This is a genomic window from Pseudomonas quasicaspiana, assembly GCF_021147825.1.
Classification (GTDB): Bacteria; Pseudomonadota; Gammaproteobacteria; order Pseudomonadales; family Pseudomonadaceae; genus Aquipseudomonas; species Aquipseudomonas quasicaspiana.
Genome location: NZ_JAGTPI010000003.1, coordinates 31,637 through 48,581 on the forward strand (window position 1 = coordinate 31,637; position 16,945 = coordinate 48,581).

At 59.7% G+C, this 16,945-nt stretch carries 17 protein-coding genes and 1 riboswitch; of the genes, 12 read left to right on the top strand and 5 right to left on the bottom strand.

From position 1 onward, the window contains the following. Positions 1 to 212: 212 nt before the first annotated feature. The 3 genes from KDX30_RS03455 to purM are packed head-to-tail and all read right to left on the bottom strand — an operon-like array spanning position 213 to position 2,643. Positions 213 to 926: a DUF3108 domain-containing protein gene (locus KDX30_RS03455; RefSeq protein WP_027899227.1), complete on the bottom strand. Its 714-nt coding sequence runs from the start codon at positions 924 to 926 to the stop codon at positions 213 to 215. An 8-nt stretch (positions 927 to 934) separates the two neighbouring features. After that, the gene (gene purN / locus KDX30_RS03460) at positions 935 to 1,585 is read right to left on the bottom strand and encodes a phosphoribosylglycinamide formyltransferase (protein WP_231674972.1); all 651 of its coding nucleotides are present in this window, start codon (positions 1,583 to 1,585) and stop codon (positions 935 to 937) included. Next, positions 1,585 to 2,643 (bottom strand): phosphoribosylformylglycinamidine cyclo-ligase, encoded by a 1,059-nt coding sequence (purM, locus tag KDX30_RS03465; protein ID WP_122397835.1) that lies wholly within the window; start codon positions 2,641 to 2,643, stop codon positions 1,585 to 1,587. The genes purN and purM overlap by 1 nt, the downstream gene beginning before the upstream one ends. A gap of 329 nt (positions 2,644 to 2,972) precedes the next feature. On the opposite strand from purM, the gene KDX30_RS03470 reads away from it, so the two are divergent. From KDX30_RS03470 to KDX30_RS03495, 6 genes are all read left to right on the top strand, one after another. After that, on the top strand, positions 2,973 to 4,067 hold the full coding sequence (locus KDX30_RS03470) for a DUF2066 domain-containing protein (protein WP_231674973.1): 1,095 nt from the start codon (positions 2,973 to 2,975) through the stop codon (positions 4,065 to 4,067). A 297-nt stretch (positions 4,068 to 4,364) separates the two neighbouring features. After that, complete coding sequence (locus tag KDX30_RS03475; RefSeq protein WP_027902379.1) at positions 4,365 to 5,438, top strand: AI-2E family transporter; 1,074 nt, start codon at positions 4,365 to 4,367, stop codon at positions 5,436 to 5,438. A 282-nt stretch (positions 5,439 to 5,720) separates the two neighbouring features. Continuing rightward, complete coding sequence (hda, locus tag KDX30_RS03480) at positions 5,721 to 6,425, top strand: DnaA regulatory inactivator Hda (RefSeq protein WP_027902380.1); 705 nt, start codon at positions 5,721 to 5,723, stop codon at positions 6,423 to 6,425. Beyond that, a complete protein-coding gene (locus KDX30_RS03485) occupies positions 6,419 to 7,183 on the top strand; it encodes an NAD-dependent deacylase (RefSeq protein ID WP_231674974.1) in 765 nt (254 codons plus the stop codon). Before hda ends, KDX30_RS03485 begins: the two co-directional genes overlap by 7 nt. 77 nt (positions 7,184 to 7,260) lie before the next feature. Further along, complete coding sequence (locus KDX30_RS03490; protein WP_122704264.1) at positions 7,261 to 7,962, top strand: C40 family peptidase; 702 nt, start codon at positions 7,261 to 7,263, stop codon at positions 7,960 to 7,962. 93 nt (positions 7,963 to 8,055) lie between these two features. Further along, positions 8,056 to 8,592, top strand: coding sequence for a C40 family peptidase (locus KDX30_RS03495; protein ID WP_027902383.1), 537 nt, complete (start codon positions 8,056 to 8,058; stop codon positions 8,590 to 8,592). An 18-nt stretch (positions 8,593 to 8,610) separates the two neighbouring features. Here KDX30_RS03495 and KDX30_RS03500 read toward each other — a convergent pair whose 3' ends face one another. Together KDX30_RS03500 and KDX30_RS03505 are read right to left on the bottom strand one after the other, a co-directional pair. Beyond that, entirely contained in the window at positions 8,611 to 8,892 is a 282-nt protein-coding gene (locus tag KDX30_RS03500) for a helix-turn-helix domain-containing protein (protein WP_231674975.1), read from the bottom strand. A gap of 246 nt (positions 8,893 to 9,138) precedes the next feature. Continuing rightward, positions 9,139 to 10,482: a PQQ-dependent sugar dehydrogenase gene (locus KDX30_RS03505; RefSeq protein WP_231674976.1), complete on the bottom strand. Its 1,344-nt coding sequence runs from the start codon at positions 10,480 to 10,482 to the stop codon at positions 9,139 to 9,141. 102 nt (positions 10,483 to 10,584) lie between these two features. Beyond that, a riboswitch (cobalamin riboswitch) is annotated at positions 10,585 to 10,802 on the top strand. Between the two features lie 98 nt (positions 10,803 to 10,900). On the opposite strand from KDX30_RS03505, the gene cobO reads away from it, so the two are divergent. From cobO to KDX30_RS03535, 6 genes are read left to right on the top strand one after another with little or no spacing between them, the layout of a single operon-like run. Beyond that, positions 10,901 to 11,512, top strand: a complete 612-nt coding sequence (cobO, locus tag KDX30_RS03510; RefSeq protein WP_027902077.1) for a cob(I)yrinic acid a,c-diamide adenosyltransferase — start codon at positions 10,901 to 10,903, stop codon at positions 11,510 to 11,512. A 10-nt stretch (positions 11,513 to 11,522) separates the two neighbouring features. Continuing rightward, entirely contained in the window at positions 11,523 to 12,818 is a 1,296-nt protein-coding gene (locus KDX30_RS03515) for a cobyrinate a,c-diamide synthase (protein WP_231674977.1), read from the top strand. Beyond that, a complete protein-coding gene (gene bluB, locus KDX30_RS03520) occupies positions 12,815 to 13,465 on the top strand; it encodes a 5,6-dimethylbenzimidazole synthase (RefSeq protein WP_027902075.1) in 651 nt (216 codons plus the stop codon). The genes KDX30_RS03515 and bluB overlap by 4 nt, the downstream gene beginning before the upstream one ends. Continuing rightward, positions 13,462 to 14,370 carry an adenosylcobinamide-phosphate synthase CbiB gene (cbiB, locus tag KDX30_RS03525; RefSeq protein ID WP_027902074.1) on the top strand — a complete coding sequence of 303 codons (909 nt, stop codon included), beginning with the start codon at positions 13,462 to 13,464 and terminating at the stop codon, positions 14,368 to 14,370. The genes bluB and cbiB overlap by 4 nt, the downstream gene beginning before the upstream one ends. Beyond that, positions 14,363 to 15,382, top strand: a complete 1,020-nt coding sequence (gene cobD / locus KDX30_RS03530) for a threonine-phosphate decarboxylase CobD (RefSeq protein WP_231674978.1) — start codon at positions 14,363 to 14,365, stop codon at positions 15,380 to 15,382. Before cbiB ends, cobD begins: the two co-directional genes overlap by 8 nt. After that, complete coding sequence (locus KDX30_RS03535; RefSeq protein ID WP_231674979.1) at positions 15,379 to 16,833, top strand: cobyric acid synthase; 1,455 nt, start codon at positions 15,379 to 15,381, stop codon at positions 16,831 to 16,833. Before cobD ends, KDX30_RS03535 begins: the two co-directional genes overlap by 4 nt. The last annotated feature ends 112 nt before the right edge of the window (positions 16,834 to 16,945 follow it).

Below are 16,945 nucleotides of genomic sequence, written 5' to 3' on the forward strand. Positions count from 1 at the left end.
GACCTGTGGGACCGAATTCATTCGGGAAAGGGTCGGCAGCTTCAACACTTCTGTCGCCTGACAAGACGCATTCGCGAATGAATTCGCTCCCACCGGGATCAACCTTGCAGGCCAACATAGAATCTCCCACAGGCTATTAATAGCTGCCCGTCTCCCAGGCACAAAAAAGCCCCGCACGATGGCGGGGCTTTTTGATTGCGATGGGGCTGCTATCAGCTGCCTTTGACCGCTTTGCCATTCACCGTGCCGTCCAGCAGCATGATGTTGTATTCCTTGCCGTCGGTTTCGACCTGTTGCAGGCGAACCAGCAGGTAGTCCCAGTCCTTGGCGAACCAGAGCACGGTAATACGCTTGCTTTGCGTCGGGTCGCGCACGCGCTCGACCTTGATGGCGTCGATCTGACCGGCCTTGGTGGCGACCTTCTCGGAGCCCAGCACACGGAAATCGTAAGTATCAATCTCGTCACCGTCGACGACTTGATAGGTCATGGTCTTCTTGCCAGCGGCCACATCGTGTTGCAGGGCCAGTTGGTAAGTGGATTTGTCCAGAACACCACGGTTCAGCGGCAGCTTGACGGCGTCGCCGCGATCCGTGCCGGTGATGAACTTGGTGGACCAGTCGAACGCCAGATCAACTTTCTTGGACTTCCCCAGACCACCACGCTCGAAGTTGTAGGTCTGCGGCAGCATGGTGTCCTTGTCGACCTTCAGCGTGCTGACTTCGCTCAGACTGGCGATCATCATGGAAGCCTTGAAATTCAGGGTCCATACGCCGTTCGGGCCGGAGGTCAGGCTGCGTTCGGCCGTGCCGCTCATGGGCAGCTGTTTCCAGTCGGCGGTGTAGCTGGCGGAGAAGGGTTGCAGGTCTGCGGCCTGGGTGGCAGGCAATGCGAGCAGAGCGAAAGCGAACAGCAAAGCGCGACGCATAATATCTCCTAGGTTCGAATCAAGTGGCCATTGGCGGCGATCAACTGCCCGTCCAATAATGCGCCTTCTGCGGCAAGGCTCAAGCGGCCCTCGGCAAACCAGCGAATAGCCAGTGGATAGATGTGGTGTTCCTGAACGTGAACACGCTGGGCAAGAGTGCTCGGCGTATCGTTGGGCTCCACCGAAATCACTGATTGTACGACCAGTGGTCCACCGTCGAGTTCCTCGGTGACGAAGTGCACGGTACAGCCATGCTCGGCGTCGCCAGCTTCCAGCACCCGTTGGTGGGTGTGCAAGCCTTTATAGAGAGGAAGCAGGGAAGGGTGGATGTTCAGCAGGCGCCCCTGATAATGCCGGACGAAGCCCGCGGTCAGGATGCGCATGAATCCGGCGAGGACAACCAGATTCGGCTGGTAGGTGTCGATCACTTCGATCAACGCGGCATCGAATGCCTCGCGACCGTCGTAATCCTTGTGATCGAGGACGCTGGTATCGATACCTGCGTCCCTGGCGCGCTGCAAACCGAAGGCATCGGCGCGGTTGGAAATCACCGCGCGGATACGGGCGGGGTGATCACCGCCCTTGAAGCTGTCGATCATGGCTTGCAGGTTGCCACCGGTGCCGGACAGCAGCACCACTACATCGCAGGTTGCGGGCATCAGTGCGCCTTGAGGTTTTTCAGCTCGACTTGCGCAGCGCCTTCGGCAGCGGTGGCGATCTGGCCGATGACCCAAGGCTGCTCGCCTGCTTCGCGCAGAACGTTCAGCGCGGTTTCAACGTGCTCCTGAGCGACGCAGATAACCATGCCGACGCCGCAGTTCAGCACGCGGTGCATTTCGTTTTCAGCGACGTTGCCTTGCTGCTGCAGCCAGTCGAATACGGCTGGACGCTGCCAGCTCGCCACGTCGACTACCGCCTGAGCGCCAGCTGGCAGCACGCGCGGGATGTTGTCCAGCAGACCGCCGCCAGTGATGTGGGCCATGGCTTTGACAGCGCCAGTCTCCTTGATCAGCTTGAGCAAAGGTTTGACGTAGATGCGGGTCGGTGCCATCAGCAGTTCGGTCAGCGGCTTGCCGTCCAGCTGGATGGTTTCGATATCGGCACCGGCGACTTCGATGATCTTGCGGATCAGTGAGTAGCCGTTGGAGTGCGGACCGGAAGACGGCAGGGCGAGCAGGGCATCACCGGCAGCGACTTTCGAGCCGTCGATGATCTCGGCCTTCTCCACGACGCCAACGCAGAAGCCTGCCAGGTCGTAGTCTTCGCCTTCGTACATGCCTGGCATTTCAGCAGTCTCGCCGCCTACCAGCGAGCAACCCGCCAGTTCACAGCCAGCGCCGATGCCGGTGACCACGTCAGCAGCAGTGTCGACGTTGAGTTTGCCGGTGGCGTAGTAATCCAGGAAGAACAGCGGCTCTGCGCCGCACACCACCAGGTCGTTGACGCACATGGCGACCAGATCGATGCCGATGGTGTCGTGCTTGTTCAGGTTCAGCGCCAGGCGCAGTTTGGTGCCGACGCCGTCGGTGCCGGAAACCAGCACAGGCTGCTTGTAGCCAGCCGGGATTTCGCAGAGGGCGCCGAAGCCACCCAGGCCGCCCATGACTTCCGGCCGCTTGGTGCGCTTGGCAACGCTCTTGATGCGTTCGACCAATGCTTCACCGGCGTCGATGTCTACACCGGCGTCTTTGTAGCTCAGGGAGGGTTGCTTGCTCATAATCCAGGCCTTTAGGGGGGATTCGGGGGATCGACCGAAACAGCGGGGCCGCTGAAAGCTGTGTCCAGTTTTCGGGCCGCCACCATCGCCAGTCTGCGAAGGCGCGCGATTTTATCAGGCTTGGGCCTTACCGGCCATCCTTAGGCCGACGGGCTGGCGCATTGAAAGCAAAAAAACCTGTGTGTCTGTGGACTGGTTGATTCGATGCCGCCCCTATAAGGTGTAGCCTTCATCTTTGTTGTGAATGTTTAGCTGCTCGCTGCGGTCTCACTCACGCCAGTCATTTCGATGCGGTTCTTTATGGCCGCTTTTCCGTTCGGGAACTGTCCATGCGTCTTTCGAATCTGTTTTTTGCCGGCTGCCTCTCACTATTCAGTCTGCCGGGCTTCGCTGAAACCGTTAACAATCTTTATCAAGTCCGTGAACCCGTCAGTGGCCAGACGCCTGACGAGCGCACGCGTGCCACTCAGGCTGCGCTGGAAACCATGGTCCTGCGCCTGACCGGCGATGCTCGTGCTCCGCAGAGTTCATCGCTGGCCGATTTGCGCAAGGATCCGCAGCAGATCATCAGTCAATATGGTTATGACGCGGGGCCTCCGGAAACCCTGCTGGTGGATTTCGATCCGGCCAGCACCGACCGTGCGTTGCGTCAGGCCGGTTATTCGCTGTGGGGCAGCAATCGACCGACTATCCTCGGTTGGTGGCTGAATGATGCAACCGAAGGTTCCAATCTGGTCGGCGATGGTCAGGCTTCTGCTGAACCCCTGCGTCGTGCGGCCCAGCACCGTGCGTTGCCATTGCGTCTGCCGCTGGCGGACCTCGAAGAACAGGGCGTGGGTACCGCGAAAAATATAGAAGGCACGGATCCCACTGCGTTGAAGCAGGCGTCAGAGCGATACGGCGCGGATGCCTTGTTGGCCGTGCACGCCAAGGAAGAGGCCGGACAGTGGCAGGGCAAATGGCGTTTGTGGATGGGCGACAAGCGCGAGCAGGGCACCGCGACTGCTGCCAGCTCCGAGGCCCTGGCCGACGCTGTGTTGTTGGCCGTCAGCGAACGACTGGCGCCGCGTTTTGTGGCCAAGCCAGGCGCCTCCAGCGGCCTGCTGATGCAGGTACAAGGCATGAATCTGGAGCGCTACGCGCAACTGATGCAGTTACTCGAACCGTTTGGCGCGCGTCTGAAGCTGGTTGAAGGCGACCGCATCATTTACGAAGTGAACGGCAGTGCCGAGCAACTGCGTTCGCAATTGTCGCTGGCCAAGTTGCAGGAGATTCCGGCAGCCGAAGCAACTGTGGCGCCAACCGCACCTGCCGCTGCACCTGGGCAGGCTGCACCGGCACCAGTTGACGCTGCAGGAGCGGTTCAGGCTCCCGCGCCGACAATCGTGCCAATAGCAGCACCGCAGATTTACTTCCGCTGGTGACTTATCGCTGCGGCAAGCTGTCGGTTAAGAGCGCGAGACTGGATCTGTATGAGCGAGCGGGCGGAGTTTCGACTCGCCCGCGAAGTGATTTGGAATGTTTTTCTGTAGGAGCTGCCGAAGGCTGCGAAGCATTTCTCCTGACGCACCGCGATCGCAGCCTTCGGCAGCTCCTACAGGTCCTGGGTTTGCCGCGTGACAGCGGTTTGTTATGGATGCATCTGTGGGGTCGACCGGGAATTGGGTTTGCAGGCCAACGTAGATTTTCCAGCGGGCTTTTATTTTAGTTGAGGGGCTTTGATGACTGACACACGGCGCTGGTTCTGGATTGGCGGGGTTGTTCTGCTGTTCCTGTTTGTATTCTTGCTGCACGGGATTCTGACTCCGTTTCTGGTGGCGCTGCTGTTGGCTTATATGGGCGACCCGCTGACCGACAAGCTGGAAAAGCTGGGCCTGTCGCGGACGTTAAGCGTGGTGGCCGTGTTTGGTCTGTTTACGCTGATCCTGATGGGCTTGCTGCTGGTGCTGATACCGATGCTCGCCAAGCAGCTGTTCCGTCTGTATGAGCTGGCGCCACAAATACTGGACTGGTTGCAGCACAGCGCTTTGCCGTGGGTGCAGACCAAGTTCGGACTGGCTGACGGCTTCTGGAAGTTCGATAAGGTCAAGGCAGCGATTTCCGAACACATGGGCCAGACCGGCGATATCGTCAGCGCTGTATTGTCCAGGGCGACAGCCTCCAGCCTCGCGCTGATCGGCTGGATCACCAATCTGGTGCTGATCCCTGTGGTGTGTTTCTACCTGCTGCGGGACTGGGACGTGATGATGGCCAAGATTCGTGGCCTATTGCCGCGCCACCGTGAAGAGCAGGTCGTCAAGCTGGCGGGCGAATGTCATGAAGTACTGGGCGCATTCATTCGCGGCCAGTTGCTGGTGATGGTTGGCCTGGGCGTTATCTATGCAGCGGGCTTGATGCTGGTGGGCCTGGAATTGGGTCTGTTGATCGGGGTGATTGCCGGTCTGGCCGCCATCGTGCCTTATATGGGTTTCGTGATCGGTATCGGCGCAGCGCTGGTGGCCGGGCTGTTCCAGTTTGGCGGCGACCTGTACCCGATGCTGGGTATCGCGGCGGTGTTCATGGTCGGTCAGGCGCTTGAAGGCATGGTGCTCACGCCCTTGCTGGTCGGCGATCGGATCGGCCTGCATCCGGTGGCGGTGATCTTCGCGATTCTGGCGGGCGGTGAGTTGTTCGGCTTCACCGGGATCCTGCTGGCTCTACCGGTGGCAGCGGTGATCATGGTCCTGGTTCGTCATGCGCATGACGTCTATAAAGAGTCGGATGTTTACGGCGGGGCGGAAGATCCGGAGTTGTAGGAAGCATCCCCCCAGGGGATTTGGGGTTGAAATGCAATCCTATGTGGGAGCGAGGCTTGCCCGCGATAAGGCTGGACGCTATAGACCTGATATCTGTGGCGCCCTTATCGCGGGCAAGCCCTGCTCCCACAAGGGATCGCGATGGCCCGTAAATACCCCGGATTCACGCAAACCTTTGATTTTGCTTATGGTCTGGCGCATTGTGCCCCCAGCGTCACGGGTATAAACTTTGCGCACTTTACACAGAGGCCCCTAACGGTTCATTTGAATCGTTCAGCCAGCATGAAACCTATTCAGCTGCCCCTGGGTGTGCGTCTGCGTGATGACGCCACCTTCATCAATTACTATCCCGGCGCCAATGCTGCGGCACTCGGCTACGTCGAGCGGCTGTGCGAAGCCGAGGCGGGCTGGACCGAAAGCCTCATTTATCTATGGGGCAAGGATGGCGTAGGTCGGACTCACCTGTTGCAGGCCGCGTGCCTGCGTTTCGAGCAGATGGGCGAGCCGGCGGTTTACCTGCCACTGGCTGAAGTGATCGATGAAGGCGTCGAACTGTTCGACAACCTTGAGCAATACGAACTGGTCTGCCTCGACGACCTGCAAGCCATCGTCGGCAAGCCGGAATGGGAAGAAGCACTCTTTCACCTGTTCAATCGATTGCGCGACAGTGGTCGCCGTCTGCTGATTGCAGCGTCGCAGTCCCCCCGCGAGTTACCGGTCAAACTTCCCGACCTCAAATCACGCCTGACCATGGCGCTGGTGTTCCAGATGCGTGGCCTGTCTGACGAAGACAAACTGCGTGCTCTGCAACTGCGGGCATCGCGACGCGGGCTGCATCTGACTGACGAGGTCGGGCATTTCATCCTGACCCGTGGCACTCGCAGCATGAGCGCATTGTTCGATCTGCTGGAAACCCTCGATCAGGCCTCATTGCAGGCCCAGCGCAAGCTGACCATTCCCTTCCTTAAAGAGACGCTTGGGTGGTAGACCCCGCGTTGCTGCTGCAAACCGCCTCGGCGCTGCGTCATGCCCGGCGGATTCTGGTTATTACCGGTGCAGGTTTGTCAGCGGATTCGGGGCTACCGACCTATCGCGGCGTCGGTGGCTTGTATGACGGTGAAACCGACGACGGTATTCCAATCGAAATGGCTTTGTCGGGCCCCATGCTGCGCCGCGATCCTGCGCTGTGCTGGAAGTACATCGCGCAGTTGGGAAGGGCATGCCTGGGAGGCCAGCCCAATGCCGCCCATTACGCCATCGCCGAGCTGCAACGCAAAAAGCCGGAATGCTGGGTGCTGACGCAAAATGTGGATGGCTATCATCGCGCGGCGGGCAGTCCGCCTGAGCGACTGATTGAAATTCATGGGCAGATGGCACCGCTTTTTTGTCAGTCATGCGGTGCAGAGGATGCTGATTTAAGTACGCACCTGGAACGACCTCTTCCACCTCTCTGTTCGTTTTGTGGTGGCGTAATGCGACCATCCGTCGTTTTGTTTCAAGAGATGTTGCCCGAGCAAGCGATGCAAATACTCTATGAAGAGATGGCAAAAGGCTTTGATGCAGTGCTGAGTATTGGCACCACTGCAAGCTTCCCCTATATCCATGAACCCGTAGTAAGAACAAGGGTTTGCGGCGGTTTTACGGCGCTAGTAAATTTGACGCCTACCGATCATAGCGCCCAAATGGACGTGTTTTTGGCCTGTCGAGCGGTACATGTCATGGACGATCTGGTAAGTCACATTTAGTTCGATTGAATTTGCAAATCAGAATGAGAGTGGGCATAGTCGCGGCTTCTTAATACTTATCAGCCACGGTCGTGCCCATGCTAGCTCGCTTCGCACCCCTCGTGCCTCTCGCACTTGTCACCCTGCTTATAGGTTGCGCCGCCAATTCACCGGTCTCGCAACAACAGCAAGTACAGCAGCAAACCGCCAGATCGGTCAGCGCTCCCAATGCAAACGTCCGTTCAGATCGTTCGGTTTTGCAGGAAGAACTGGCGACAGAAGCTGAACTGGCGCGTTTCTCCGACAACAAGCCTTACCAGTTGCCAGTACTCGCTGACAGCATTCTTGAACGTGGCAAATCCCTGATCGGTACCCGTTACCGTTTCGGCGGTACCTCCACCAAGTCCGGTTTTGATTGCAGCGGCTTCATTGGTTATCTGTTCCGTGAAGAGGCGGGCATGAGCCTGCCGCGTTCTTCCCGTGAAATGATCAACATCGATGCTCCGCTGGTTAAGCGCAATGATCTGGAACCAGGTGATCTGCTGTTCTTCAGCACTGCCGGGCGCGGTCGCGTCAGCCACGCCGCTATCTACCTGGGCGACAATCAGTTCATCCACTCCAGCAGCCGTCGCAGTGGCGGTGTCCGTGTAGACAGCCTGGACGATGTGTACTGGAGCAAGACCTTCATCGAAGCCAAGCGTGCTCTGGCGATGGAATCGCCAACTGCGCCCGCTCAGACCACTGCGATGACGGCGACGACGCTCAAGACTCCAGCGGTCAAAAAGCGTAATCACAAATAATTAGCGTCCCGTACAAAGACAGGCTATAAGCCTGTCTTGTGCTTTTCGGGCTCCCGGCAAAGTAAGCCGCATCCACCTCAGGTTGTTGTGTTTATGTCGATTACGCTACGTATTGTGGTCATTTCTCTCGCTGCGTTACTGGGTGCTTGCGCCAGTGCGCCGCCGCCTCAGCCTCGGGTTGTTCAACGCCCGGTAATCGTTGCTCCCGCCGAGAACCCCAACCCTGCTGCTGAAGACGTGTTGTTCCGCGCTCTGGGGCTCGTGGGCACGCCCTATCGCTGGGGCGGCAACACGCCTGATTCAGGTTTCGATTGCAGCGGTCTGATCGGGTTTGTCTATCGTGATGCGGCGGGCATTGCCTTGCCACGTTCAACCCGCGACATGATTGTGATGCGTGCGCCGAGCGTTGGGCGCGAGCAACTGCAGTCTGGTGATCTGGTGTTCTTCGCCACAGGCGGTGGTTCACAAGTCAGCCATGCAGGCATTTACGTTGGCGAAGGGCGCTTTGTACATGCACCTGCTACCGGCGGAACCGTGAAGCTGGACAGCCTCGACAAACCTTATTGGCAGAAGGCTTATCTGGACGCCAAGCGAGTGATCCAGCCTTCGAATCTGGCGCGCAATCAGTAACGCTGCGGGAGCGGCTTATCAAGCCGCGACGAAATGCATTGAAACCGTTAATCCCGCCGCTGCAGCCAGATCAACCAAAGCATCAAGGCTAAACAGATCGACTCTGCCAGCTTTCAGATTAGAGAAGCGCGGTTTGGTAACGCCCAGTCTACTGGCCTTAACCGTGTCGTTCCCCGGCCACTGCCTGATCTGTTCGTTGAGTTCAATCATGAGCTGCGAGCGAGCTTTCAGATGCGCAACCTCTTGAGCCGTATCCGCCAAAGCGTCCCAGACGCTGGCAAAGGTTTGTTCTTCGGTCACATGCCCTTCCTCACCACATTTTCGATGTGGGCAAGTGTTATCCAGTTCTATACTAAGTTTTAGTAGCCCTTTCGCTATTCGTGTTAGGAAAAATCAGCGAGTTTCGTAGGCAAGTGTGAATGCGCGTCCGTCACAGCATCACGTTGACCTTATCGCGGGCAAGCCCGGCTCCCACATGAATCACATTTCTCTGTGGGAGCCGGGCTTGCCCGCGATTGGGTCACCTCAAGTTCAGAGGCAGGCCCGTTAAGGTTTCACCCCAGCCTGTTGCGCCTTCGCTCCCGTCACCCGCCAGATCTTGTTGCCGACGTCATCGGCCACTAACAATCCACCCTGATGATCATTCACCACGCCAACCGGGCGGCCCTGTGCTTTTTCATCGGCGTTGAGGAAGCCGCTCAGCAGGTCGATCGGCGTACCGGCTGGTTTGCCGTCTTTGAATGGCACGAACAGCACCTTGTATCCGCTGTGTGGTTTGCGGTTCCACGAGCCGTGCTGGCCGATGAACATCCCTTCGTTAAACGGTGCAGGCAAGGTTTTGCCGTCGGCGAAGACCAGGCCTAGCGAGGCCGTGTGCGGACCCACCGCGAAGTCAGGCGCGATCGCTTTGGCAACCAGCTCCGGATTTTGTGGTTTAACCCGCTCATCCACATGCTGGCCGTAATAGCTGTACGGCCAGCCATAAAAGGCTCCGTCCTGAACCGAGGTCACGTAGTCAGGCACAAGGTCACTGCCGATTTCGTCGCGCTCGTTGACCGCGGTCCACAACTTGCCCGTGGTCGGCTCCCAGTCCATGCCGTTCGGGTTGCGCAGACCCGAGGCGAAGATGCGGTGGGTTTTGCTCGCCGGGTCTACTTCCCAGATGGCTGCCCGACCTTCTTCAGCTGCCATTCCGTTTTCCGCCACGTTGCTGTTCGAGCCAACCGTTACGTAAAGCTTGCTGCCGTCTTTGCTGGCGATGACGTTTTTGGTCCAGTGGTGATTCAGCGTACCGCCGGGCAAATCGACGATTTTGGTCGGTTGCGCGGTGATCGCCGTCTGCCCATCTTTATAGGGGAAGCTGATCAGCCGGTCGGTATCGGCAACATAGAGCGTGTTACCCACCATCGTCATGCCAAACGGCGAGTTGAGGTTTTCCAGAAACACGGTGCGGGTTTCTGCCACGCCGTCGTGATCCTTGTCGCGCAACAGGGTAATCCGGTTAGGGCTGGGCACGCCGGCCCCGGCGCGGCCCATGACTTTCTTCATGACCCAGCCACGGACGCCTTGATCGTCATCGGGTTTGGGCGGGGAATTGGTTTCGGCGACCAGCACATCGCCATTAGGCAACACATACAGCCAGCGCGGGTGATCGAGGTTTTCAGCGAAGGCAGCGACCTGAGTGCCCGGGGCCGCAACAGGTTTGCCACCCTGCGGCCAGCCGACGGCCGGGGCAATGTTGACCGTCGGGATCAGGGTCTTGTTGGGCTCCGGCAACTTCGGAGACGGGCCTGTTCCGTCCGTGACTTGCAGGGTCGAGGACTCGCCACAGCCCGCGAGGCCAGCGGCGAGCACGAGCAAGACGGCGTAGTGCGGTTTGAGCGTGAACATGGTTGATCTCCGTAACGGGCGGTGGTGCAGTAAGCGGTAGAGGCCCTCACGCGGTTGAGGTTCAACCCCTGTGTTGATTGACGCTCCGGGGTCAAGGCTCTAACCTGCGCGCTTGTTTCAGGTGCTCATCGTCCGTGGACTGATCGAGTGAAACAGGGAAGCCGGTGCGTTCGCTCTTTTTCGAGCTATTCCGGCGCTGCCCCCGCAACGGTAAATGAGTGAAAACTGTGCAAACTGCCACTGTGCTCAGGCATGGGAAGGCGCGCAGCCGGGTTCGCCCGCTCATGAGCCCGGAGACCGGCCTGATCCATTCAACAGCATCACGGCGGGCGATGCTCTGCGCATGACCTGTGGTCGTGCTGTCAGTCTTTGCTATGCCCTCCGTCTGCTTTCGCGTGCCCTCAAGCGGAGAGCTGAGATGAACGAATCCCCTGAACGTGACGAACGCCATCTGGCGCGCATGCTGCGCAAGAAAGCCGTCATGGACGAGCGCATTGCCAGCGCCCCTAACGAATGCGGTTTGCTGCTGGTCTTGACCGGCAATGGCAAAGGCAAAAGCAGCTCCGCGTTCGGCATGCTCGCCCGGGCCATGGGCCACGACATCCAGTGCGGCGTCGTGCAGTTCATCAAAGGCAGTCACAGCACGGGCGAAGAGTTCTTCTTTCGGCGTTTTCCGGAACAGGTCCGTTACTACGTAATGGGCGAGGGATACACCTGGGAAACCCAGGACCGTCAGCGCGATATCGCTGCGGCCGAAGCCGCTTGGGAAGTATCTCTGGAAATGCTCCGTGATCCGTCCATTGGCCTGGTGGTGCTGGACGAACTGAACATTGCCCTCAAGCACGGCTATCTGGACATCGAGCGGGTACTCAGCGACTTGCAGGCGCGTCCGCCGATGCAGCACGTGATCGTGACCGGTCGCGGCGCCAAGCCGGAAATGATCGACATGGCCGACACGGTTTCCGATATCACCGTGGTCAAGCACGCCTTCCAGTCTGGTATTCGTGCCCAGAAAGGCATTGAGCTGTGAGCGCACTGTCATGAGCGAGCCGCGTCACTGTCCGGCGGTATTGATCGCCGCGCCCGCTTCGGGTCAGGGTAAAACCACCGTCACCGCCGCATTGGCTCGCCTGCATCGCAATCAGGGCCGCAAGGTTCGCGTGTTCAAGTGTGGGCCGGATTTTCTCGACCCGATGATTCTTGAGCGGGCCAGCGGTGCGCCGGTCTATCAGCTCGACCTGTGGATGGTCGGCGCCGATGAAAGCCGTCGCCTGTTGTGGGAAGCTGCGGGCGAGGCTGATCTGATTCTGATTGAAGGCGTGATGGGCTTGTTCGACGGTACGCCGTCCAGCGCTGATCTGGCTCGTCATTTTGGTGTCCCGGTATTGGGCGTGATCGACGGTACGGCCATGGCCCAGACCTTTGGCGCATTGGCCCTGGGGCTGGCGCGCTATCAGCCGGACCTGCCGTTCGCCGGTGTGTTGGCCAACCGTGTCGGCACTGTGCGCCATGCGCAATTGCTGGAAGGCAGCCTCACCGAAGGTTTGCGCTGGTACGGCGCGTTGTCACGGGAAACCGGAATCGAGCTGCCAAGCCGTCATCTCGGCTTGGTACAAGCCAGTGAGCTGAATGACCTGGACCTGCGCCTGGACTCAGCGGCTGATGCCCTGGCCAGCACCTGCGAAGTGGCCTTACCACCCGCCGTGACCTTCGCTGCTCCGGAAATTATTCCAGCCGAGCCGCTGCTTGAAGGCGTGCGCATCGCCATCGCTCACGATGAGGCGTTCGCCTTTACCTACGGCGCGAGTCTGGACTTGTTGCGGGCAATGGGCGCCGAACTGGTGTTCTTCTCGCCGATCCGCGACAGCGTTTTGCCCGAGGCGGATAGCCTTTATCTGCCCGGCGGTTATCCAGAACTGCATCACGTTGCATTGAGCCAGAATACGCCGATGCTGGCCGCAATCCGCGAACACCATCAAGCGGGCAAACCGATGCTGGCGGAGTGCGGCGGCATGTTGTATCTGCTGGATGCGTTGACCGATGTCGACGGGTTGCGGGTTGAGCTGGTGGGCTTGCTGGCAGGCGAGGCTGTGATGCAGAAACGTCTGGCGGCCTTGGCGCTACAAAACGTCGCATTGCCCGAAGGCGAACTGCGCGGCCACACTTATCACCATTCATTGACCAGCACCGAGTTGCAGCCAATTGCCCGGGGCCTGAGTCCCAACGGCGGGCGTGGCGCCGAGGCGGTCTATCGCGACGGGCGCATGACGGCGTCCTATGTGCACTTCTATTTCCCTTCCAATCCCCAGGCGATTGCGGCGCTTTTCAAACCATGAGTGATCAAGCGTACAGCGCCGAAGAGCGTGCTGCGGTCTATCGCGCCATTGCCGAGCGCCGTGACATGCGGCATTTCAGCGGTGGCAGCGTAGCGCCCGAGTTGCTGACGCGTCTGCTCGAAGCAGCGCATCAGGCACCCAGCGTGGGCTTGATGCAGCCATGGCGGTTTATCCGCATCACCGACCGGGCGTTGCGCGCGACTATTCAGACGCAGGTTGAAGCTGAACGGATTCGTACCGCCGAAGCGCTGGGCGAGCGCGCCGATGATTTCATGAAACTCAAAGTGGAAGGCATCAACGACTGTGCAGAAGTGCTGGTTGCTGCGCTGATGGATGACCGTGAAAAACACATTTTCGGCCGCCGCACGTTGCCGGAAATGGACCTGGCGTCGTTGTCCTGCGCCATTCAGAACATGTGGCTGGCAGCACGTGCCGAAGGATTGGGCATGGGCTGGGTTTCGCTGTTTGAACCACAAGCCCTGGCTGACTTGCTGGGCATGCCCGAGGGCGCAAAACCGCTGGCGATTCTGTGCCTGGGGCCGGTGACCGAGTTCTATCCGGTGCCGATGCTGGTCATGGAAGGTTGGGGCAAAGAGCGCCCGCTGAGCGAAATGCTGTTTGAAAACCAATGGGGAGTCGGTCAATGAGTGTGGCGCTGTTAAGTGTTGCCGGGGTGGCGCTGGATGCGTTGCTGGGCGAGCCGAAGCGCGCTCATCCATTGGTCGCGTTCGGTCGTTACGCTGACCGGATCGAGCAGCGCTTCAATTCGGCCGGTCGCGGCTGGCGCAGTCACGGTGTCACGGCCTGGTTTATTGCGGTCATCCCGCTGACCCTGCTGGCGACCGCATTGAGCTGGCTGCCTTACATTGGCTGGCTGGTGGAAATCCTTGCGCTGTATTGCGCGCTGGGTTTACGCAGTCTGGGTGAGCACGTTGAGCCGGTGGCGCAGGCGCTGCGCTCGGATGACATTGAAGAAGCAAGGCGTCGCGTCGGCTATCTGGTCAGTCGCCAGACCTCGGAGCTGGACGCCACTGAAGTCGCCCGCGCGGCCACTGAATCAGTGCTGGAGAACGGCAGCGATGCGGTGTTCGCTGCACTGTTCTGGTTTGCCGTTGCCGGTGCGCCCGGCGTGGTCCTGTATCGATTGAGTAACACGCTGGACGCTATGTGGGGTTATCGCAACGAGCGTTTTGAGCGTTTCGGCTGGGCGGCGGCGAGGATTGATGACGTCCTCAACTATATTCCTGCAAGGCTGGTGGCGCTGACTTACGCGTTGCTGGGCAAAACCCGTCTGGCCTTGCGCTGCTGGCGCACCCAAGGCCCGACGTGGGACAGCCCCAACGCCGGGCCGGTCATGGCCGCGGGCGCGGGTGCGCTAGGTGTCGAACTGGGCGGTGCCGCGATTTATCACGGCGAACTGCATCAGCGTCCGCAGTTGGGTGAAGGTGTGCCCGCTGACGCTAATTCCATTGATCGCGGCTGGCAACTGGTGCAGCGCGGTGTGTGGTTATGGTTGTTGGTGTTGTGCATTGGAGCCGAATTTTATGCTTGAACATGGCGGCCGCCTGCGCAGGGCAGCCAGACAGTACGGCATTGGTGAAGCTGACTGGCTGGACTTGTCCACGGGCATTGCACCTTGGGCCTTCCCGATTCCATCGATTCCGGCAGCCGCCTGGCATCGCCTGCCCGAAGCCGATGATGGTCTGGAACAAGCCGCCTGTGCTTATTACGGTGCAGCGCGAGCGTTACCGGTTGCCGGATCCCAGGCTGCGATTCAGGCCCTGCCGCGTTTGCGCACTGCCGGTAAGGTGGGCGTGTTGTCGCCTTGTTATGCCGAGCACGCTCACGCCTGGCGCAGCGCGGGCTTTCTGGTGCGCGAAGTGCTTGAGCATGAAGTGGATTACTTCCTCGACAGCCTCGACGTACTGGTCGTGGTTAATCCGAATAACCCGACCGGCCTGATGCTCACCCAGGAATGCTTGTTGAAGTGGCATGGGCGACTGGCGGAGCGGGGCGGCTGGCTGGTGGTCGATGAAGCCTTTATGGATAACACGCCGGCTTTGAGCCTTGCGGCCCACACCGGCCTCGCCGGTCTGGTCGTGCTGCGCTCGTTTGGCAAATTCTTCGGGCTTGCCGGTGTGCGGTTGGGATTTGTCCTGGCTGAGCCAAATTTACTCAAATCACTGGCTCAGGAAATCGGCCCCTGGACCGTCAGCGGCCCCACGCGAATTATCGGCGAAGCGTGCCTGAAAGATGTTCAGGGTCACCTTGCGCAACGTGCCCGCACCGATCAGGCCAGCGAGCGTCTTGTGCAGGTACTGACTCGCCACGGGCTAAAGCCGGACGGCGGCTGCGCGCTGTTTCAACGGGTGATCACCCCGCACGCGGAGTCGCTGCACGAGTTCTGTGCCCGACGCGGCATCTTGTTGCGCTTGTTCGTCAGCGATAACCCGCTCGAATGCAGTCTGCGCTTCGGCCTGCCGGACACTGAAGCCCACTGGCAGCGTTTTGAGAAGTCGCTGGTCGAGTTCAACCAAAGCCTGCCAGGCGAGGAGCAGCCATGACCACTCTGATGGTGCAAGGCACCACGTCCGACGCGGGGAAAAGCACGCTGGTGACGGCGCTGTGCCGCTGGCTGACCCGGCAGGGTGTCGCCGTCGTGCCGTTCAAACCACAGAACATGGCGCTCAACAGCGCGGTCACGGCGGACGGCGGCGAAATCGGCCGTGCTCAGGCGGTGCAGGCCCAGGCTTGCGGGTTGCAGCCGCATACCGACATGAATCCGGTATTGCTCAAGCCCAACAGCGACACCGGCGCGCAAGTGATTATTCATGGTCGCGCCGTTACCACCATGAATGCGGTGGCGTATCACGGCTATAAAGAAATCGCCATGAAAGCGGTACTGGAATCCCACGAGCGGCTGGGCCAGACCTATCCGGTAATCATGGTCGAAGGTGCTGGCTCGCCTGCCGAGATCAATCTGCGCGCCAACGACATCGCCAACATGGGCTTCGCCGAAGCGGTGGATTGCCCGGTGTTGCTGATTTCCGATATCAACCGTGGCGGTGTTTTCGCCCATTTGGTCGGCACGCTGGAATTGCTTTCGCCCAGCGAGCAGGCGCGGGTCAAGGGCTTCATCATCAATCGTTTTCGTGGCGACATCGCGCTGCTGCAGCCAGGCCTGGACTGGCTCGAAGCACGGACCGGCAAACCTGTGGTTGGCGTGCTGCCTTACGTGATGGACCTGCATCTTGAGGCCGAAGACGGTCTCGATCAGCGCCAGACTGACAAGGTCGAGCAAGTGCTCAACGTGGTGGTGCCGATCCTGCCGCGGATCAGCAACCACACCGATTTCGATCCGCTGCGCCTGCATCCGCAGGTCAATCTGCAATTTGTTGGTCCTGGGCAGACCATTCCCTCGGCTGACCTGATCATCCTGCCCGGCTCGAAAAGCGTGCGCAGCGACATGGCGTATCTGCGCGCTAATGGTTGGGACAGCGCTATCGCCCGACACCTGCGTTATGGTGGCAAGTTGCTGGGGATTTGCGGTGGTTTGCAGATGCTCGGTGAGCAGTTGCATGATCCGCTGGGCCTCGAAGGCGCGCCGGGCTCCAGCGCCGGTCTTGGTTTACTGGCGATGAGCACGGTGCTCGAAGAAGAGAAGCAGCTGCGCAACGTGAAAGGGCGTCTGTCGCTGGAAGGCGTACGGGTCAGTGGCTATGAAATCCATGCTGGCGTGACCACCGGCTCAGCCCTGGAAAATCCGGCCGTGCTACTGGACGATGACCGCTGCGACGGAGCGCAAAGTGCTGACGGCCAGATTTTCGGCACCTACCTGCACGGGCTGTTCGAAACCCCTGAGGCATGCAGCGCACTACTGCGCTGGGCTGGTTTGCAGGACGTGCAGCAAGTGGATTACCACGCACTGCGCGAGCGCGATATCGAGCGGTTGGCGGATCTGGTTGAGAACCATCTGGATGGCACGTTGCTGCGTGAGTTGTGTGGGTTGAAATGACAAGGCACTTGACCTGTAGGAGCGCACGAGCACCGCGAGGCCGCGATAGCAGGGCATCAGACAAACCGCTATCGCTGCCTCGCGGTGCTCGTGAGCTCCTACAGGGGAACGT

What these genes read in the sequence shown, in the direction of transcription:
- KDX30_RS03455 (WP_027899227.1), bottom strand. Translation starts at nt 926, where the DNA reads ATGCGTCGCGCTTTGCTGTTCGCTTTCGCTCTGCTCGCATTGCCTGCC.
- purN (WP_231674972.1), bottom strand. Translation starts at nt 1,585, where the DNA reads ATGCCCGCAACCTGCGATGTAGTGGTGCTGCTGTCCGGCACCGGTGGC.
- purM (WP_122397835.1), bottom strand. Translation starts at nt 2,643, where the DNA reads ATGAGCAAGCAACCCTCCCTGAGCTACAAAGACGCCGGTGTAGACATC.
- KDX30_RS03470 (WP_231674973.1), top strand. Translation starts at nt 2,973, where the DNA reads ATGCGTCTTTCGAATCTGTTTTTTGCCGGCTGCCTCTCACTATTCAGT.
- KDX30_RS03475 (WP_027902379.1), top strand. Translation starts at nt 4,365, where the DNA reads ATGACTGACACACGGCGCTGGTTCTGGATTGGCGGGGTTGTTCTGCTG.
- hda (WP_027902380.1), top strand. Translation starts at nt 5,721, where the DNA reads ATGAAACCTATTCAGCTGCCCCTGGGTGTGCGTCTGCGTGATGACGCC.
- KDX30_RS03490 (WP_122704264.1), top strand. Translation starts at nt 7,261, where the DNA reads ATGCTAGCTCGCTTCGCACCCCTCGTGCCTCTCGCACTTGTCACCCTG.
- KDX30_RS03495 (WP_027902383.1), top strand. Translation starts at nt 8,056, where the DNA reads ATGTCGATTACGCTACGTATTGTGGTCATTTCTCTCGCTGCGTTACTG.
- KDX30_RS03505 (WP_231674976.1), bottom strand. Translation starts at nt 10,482, where the DNA reads ATGTTCACGCTCAAACCGCACTACGCCGTCTTGCTCGTGCTCGCCGCT.
- cobO (WP_027902077.1), top strand. Translation starts at nt 10,901, where the DNA reads ATGAACGAATCCCCTGAACGTGACGAACGCCATCTGGCGCGCATGCTG.
- KDX30_RS03515 (WP_231674977.1), top strand. Translation starts at nt 11,523, where the DNA reads ATGAGCGAGCCGCGTCACTGTCCGGCGGTATTGATCGCCGCGCCCGCT.
- bluB (WP_027902075.1), top strand. Translation starts at nt 12,815, where the DNA reads ATGAGTGATCAAGCGTACAGCGCCGAAGAGCGTGCTGCGGTCTATCGC.
- cbiB (WP_027902074.1), top strand. Translation starts at nt 13,462, where the DNA reads ATGAGTGTGGCGCTGTTAAGTGTTGCCGGGGTGGCGCTGGATGCGTTG.
- cobD (WP_231674978.1), top strand. Translation starts at nt 14,363, where the DNA reads ATGCTTGAACATGGCGGCCGCCTGCGCAGGGCAGCCAGACAGTACGGC.
- KDX30_RS03535 (WP_231674979.1), top strand. Translation starts at nt 15,379, where the DNA reads ATGACCACTCTGATGGTGCAAGGCACCACGTCCGACGCGGGGAAAAGC.